3 protein-coding genes are annotated in these 4,202 nt (G+C 76.0%); 1 reads left to right on the top strand and 2 read right to left on the bottom strand.

The features are described from left to right. Together AOK18_RS19950 and AOK18_RS19945 are read right to left on the bottom strand one after the other, a co-directional pair. On the bottom strand, positions 1-1,205 hold a 1,205-nt coding region (locus AOK18_RS19950), incomplete at its 3' end, for an alkaline phosphatase PhoX (RefSeq protein WP_055695251.1). Positions 1,206-1,486: 281 nt separating this feature from the next. After that, complete coding sequence (locus AOK18_RS19945; RefSeq protein WP_206281567.1) at positions 1,487-3,292, bottom strand: glycoside hydrolase family 75 protein; 1,806 nt, start codon at positions 3,290-3,292, stop codon at positions 1,487-1,489. A gap of 270 nt (positions 3,293-3,562) precedes the next feature. Between AOK18_RS19945 and AOK18_RS19940 the strand changes: the two genes are divergently transcribed. Further along, on the top strand, positions 3,563-4,202 hold a 640-nt coding region (locus tag AOK18_RS19940; RefSeq protein ID WP_420865628.1), incomplete at its 3' end, for a fibronectin type III domain-containing protein.

Here is a 4,202-nt window from a genome sequence, read left to right as displayed (position 1 = left end):
ACGGTGATGTTGTCCGGGCCGTCGAAGGCACCGTCCCGGGCCGGGTCGCGGTCGGCGCCGAGCAGGACCTTCAGGGTCAGGGTGCGGCGCCGGGGGTCGTAGAACCAGACCTGGCCGTCGTGCTGCACGGGGCTCTCCCCACGGGCGTACGAGGAGACGAGGTACGCCCCGCCGTCGCCCCACCACATGCCCTCCAGCTTGCGGGCGCGGGTGACCTCGCCGGCCCCGAACTGCTCGCGCACGGGGACGGTCCGCGCGTCGCGGTCGGGCACGTCCACCCAGTCGACGCCGTACACGGTGCCGGTCCGGGTGGCGCGGGAGAGGTCGTCGACGAACCGGCCGCCGGAGTCGAAGCACCGGGGTGCCTGGAGGACGCCCGCGTCGTCGGCGAGGGCGCGGAACCTGCCGGGGCCGTGCCGGAAGTCCTTCGGCGGGGTCCAGCGGAAGAACAGGCCGTTGGGCTCGTCGGCGTCCTCGGTGAGGTAGGCGTGGCCGCGCCCGGGGTCGATGACGACGGCCTCGTGGTCGTACCGGCCGAAGAACTTCAGGGGCCTGGGGTCGCGGTTGGCGCGCCGGTCGACGGGGTCGACCTCGAAGACGTAGCCGTGGTCCTTGGTCATGCCGTTCTCGCCGGCCCGGTCGGAGTTCTCCTCGCAGGTGAGCCAGGTGCCCCAGGGGGTGCTGCCGCCCGCGCAGTTGTCGGCGGTGCCGGCGATGCCGACCCACTCGGCGACGCCGCCGTCGGGGCGCACCTCGACGACCGTGCAGCCGCCGGGCGCGGCCGGGTCGTAGACGAGTCCCTCGACGAGCGGGACGGGGTGCTCGGCCTCGTCGCGCGGGCCGTCCATCTCGTGGTTGTTCACGAGGAGGGTGGTGCCGCGGGGCCCCGCGAAGGCGGCGGTGCCGTCGTGCTCGGCGGGGGTGTACTCGCCGGACTCCAGCCGGGTCTTCCCGCAGTGGGTGAGGACGCGGTAGAAGAAGCCGGCGGGCAGGGCGAGGATGCCGTCCGGGTCCGGCAGCAGGGGGCCGTAGCCGACCGTGGGGTGGGGCCGCCGGGCCGCCTCCCGCTCCTCACCGGCGCTCTCGGCGTCGTGGGACGCGAGGGCGCCCGGCGCGGAGGCGAGGGCGCCCACGCTGCCCACCAGTGCGACGCCCGCACCGGCGACCGCGGATGTCCTGGCGAAGTCCCTGCGGGTGAGCGGCATGGAGCCTCCTGTGACGGTGGGGTGCCGTGCGGGGGTGACGGGCCGGGGCCCGTCCACCGTCACGCTCGCGCCCGTGCCTGAACACCGGTTGAACTCCGCGGGGGCCTCCGGCGGCCGCTTCGGTGAACCGCGCACGGCCGTCCGCCCCGCCCGCGGACCGGGGCGTCGTGCCCCCGCCCGCGGGCCGGGTGCCGCGGCTCCGCCCGCCGGCCGCAGCGGAGCGCCCCGGTCCCGCTCCCGGCGCGAGGTGCCCGCCGTCCGCCCGGTTCCCCTGCCGCGCGTCAGTTCCCGCGCTGCGAGCGTGCCTTGAAGGCGGCCTTGCGTGCGGCCTTGGCGACCGCCTTGTCCGGGTGCAGCCGGCCCATCGCCTCCAGCACGTCCGCCGTGGCCGGGTGGTCCACCCGCCAGGCGGTGGCGAAGAAGCCGCTGTGCTGGCGGGCCAGTCCCTCCACCAGGGCCTGCAGCTCCTCGGAGTTGCCCTCGGCCGCGAGCTGTGCGGCCACCGTGTCGACGGTCAGCCAGAAGATCATGGTCTCGGAGGGCGGCGGCACGTCCGTCGCGCCGTGCTCGGTCAGCCACACCCGGGCCAGCCCGCCGAGTTCCGCGTCGTCGAGCACCTCGCGCAGGGCCGGCTCGGCCGAGACGCCGACCAGCGCCAGTGCCTGCTGGCACTGCAGCCGCCGCAGCGGCGCGTTCTCGTCGGTGCCGCGGGCGGCGGCGAGCAGCTCGCGGGCCGCGTCGAGGGGTTCGCGGCGGGCGAGCCACCGCTCGGTCTCCGCGTGGGCCGCGGCCGGCGGGAAGGCGGGGGTGCGGTCGAGCAGCGCGTCGGCGCCCTTGTCCGTGAGGTCCCCGACCGCCGGGGCGTCGAAGCCCGCTTCCAGCAGGCGGGCGCGCAGCCCGTACAGGCCGAGCGGGGTCAGCCGCACCACGCCGTAGCGGGTGACGTCGGTGTCGTCCTGGGGCGGGGCGGGCTCCTCGTCGCCCTCGGCCAGCAGGGCCTCGTCGACCGGCTGGTACTCCACGAGCCCGGACGGCTCCAGCAGGCGGAACCGGTCGTCCAGCCGCATCATCGCGTCGGACACCTCCCGGAGCACGTCGTCGGTGGGCTCCGGCATGTCGTCGGGGACGATCACGGAGGCGGCCAGCGCGGGCAGCGGCACGGGCGGGCCGGCGGGCCCCGCCTCGCCGACGGTCAGCAGGTACAGGTTGCCGAGGATCCCCTCGAGGAACTCCGTCTCGGCCTCGGGGTCCCAGTCGACCGAGGAGAGGTCGAGTTCGCCGGACCCGTCCCCGGCGACGAGGGCGTCGACGAGCCCGTCCAGGTCGGGCACGCTCGCGTCGGCGAGCACCGACTCCAGGGCGGCCAGCCACACGGTGAGGACGTCGTGCGGGGAGCCGCCGGTGAGCAGTGCCAGGTCGGCGCCCGCGGTGACGGTGCCCTCCTGCTCGTCGACGACGTCGACGAGTCCGGCGTCCACGGCGACGCGCCACGCCGCACTGGCGTCGGCGGTGGCGTCCTCGCCGCTCAGCCCGAGCGCCTCGGCCGCCGCGTAGGACGCCTCACCGATGACGCCCGCGGGACCGGTGTCGCCGACGACCGCGTACCGCACCCGGTCGCCGTACACGACGGCCACCACCGAGCCGCCCCGGACGCCGTGCGCCCGGTAGTCCCAGAGCGCGCTCGGCACCGGCACCACCACGTAGGGCAGGGTCTCGGAGTTCAGCGGACGGCCGTCGGACTGCGCGAACGCCGTGGAGGCGGAGAAGTACGGGTCGGCGGCGGCGTTGCAGCGGACGCCGGGCTGTCCGTCGCAGTCGATGTCCATGTCGGCCTTCCAGAACACGACCTCGTCGGTGCCGCACACGGGGACGGTGGCGGCGGCGCCCTGGTCGCTCCGGTACAGCCCTTGGGAGACGGGAGCGCAGTCGCGCACCCTTGCCAGCAGGTCGGCGGCGCCGACGGGGCCGTCCTGTCGCACGGCCGGTGGTTCCGTGCGGGCCTGCGGGGAAGCGGCGCCGTGGAGCACCGTGGGGGTGAGCACGGCGAGGCCTGCCACGGTCAGTGCGAGCGACTGGACAGGGATCACGGTGGGGGCCTCTCGTGGGGGACGCCGACGGGCACTCGGTCCCATCTCACCCCGGACCCGCGGCGCGGTCCTCGCGACGGGGCCGTACGGTGCGCGTCCGGCCGCCCGGCGAGGGGCCGGGTGCCTGGTCCCGCGCCGCCGCCGGCGCCCGTACGCGGTACGGCCGCCCGGGTCCTCGCACCGCCCTCTTGATGCGGCCGCCTCTTTCACGCCACCATGGGGGCGAGCATTGGTCCGGACCATTTCTGTGCGATCTCGGGAGGCAGAGTCGTGCGAGGCGTTCCCGCCGCCGGTGCCGTGCCCCGGCGCCGTCCTCCCGGACCGCGCGGTGGCGCGCTCCGCCCACCGCTCCCGCTCCGCGGTGCGCTGCTCGTGCCGGCCCTCCTCCTGGCCGTTTCCTGCGGTGCCGGAGGCGGTGACGGGGGGTCCGGGGACGGAAGCGGGCAGCCGCCCGGGGCTCCGGCGGGCGTCACGGCCGAGGCCGGCAGCGCCACGAGCGTGCATGTCATGTGGAACACCGTCGCCGCCGCCGGCGCCCGGGTGAGCCGGTACGAGGTGTACCGGGGCACCACAAAGGTCGAGGAAGTACCCGGTTCCAAGCACATGGTCGATGTCACCAGGCTTCGGCCCTCCACCACCTACGCCTTCACCGTGCGGGCGCGGGACGCGGAAGGGCGGCTCGGTCCCCGGAGCCGGGTGGTGCGCGCGACGACCCCGGCGGCCGCGGCCACCGACCGGTCCGCGCCCGGCCGCCCCTCCAACCTCCGCGGCAAAGCGGTCGGCGGCAGGGCCGTCCAGCTGAGCTGGTCCGCCTCGACGGACGACCAGGGGGTCCTGTCGTACGACATCCACCAGGGGGAGACGAAGGTCCACGGCGTCGGTGGCGGTCAGACCGCCACCGTGGTGACGG

Source organism: Streptomyces prasinopilosus (assembly GCF_001419695.1).
Classification (GTDB): Bacteria; Actinomycetota; Actinomycetes; order Streptomycetales; family Streptomycetaceae; genus Streptomyces; species Streptomyces prasinopilosus.
This window is presented reverse-complemented; position numbering and strand designations above follow the sequence as displayed.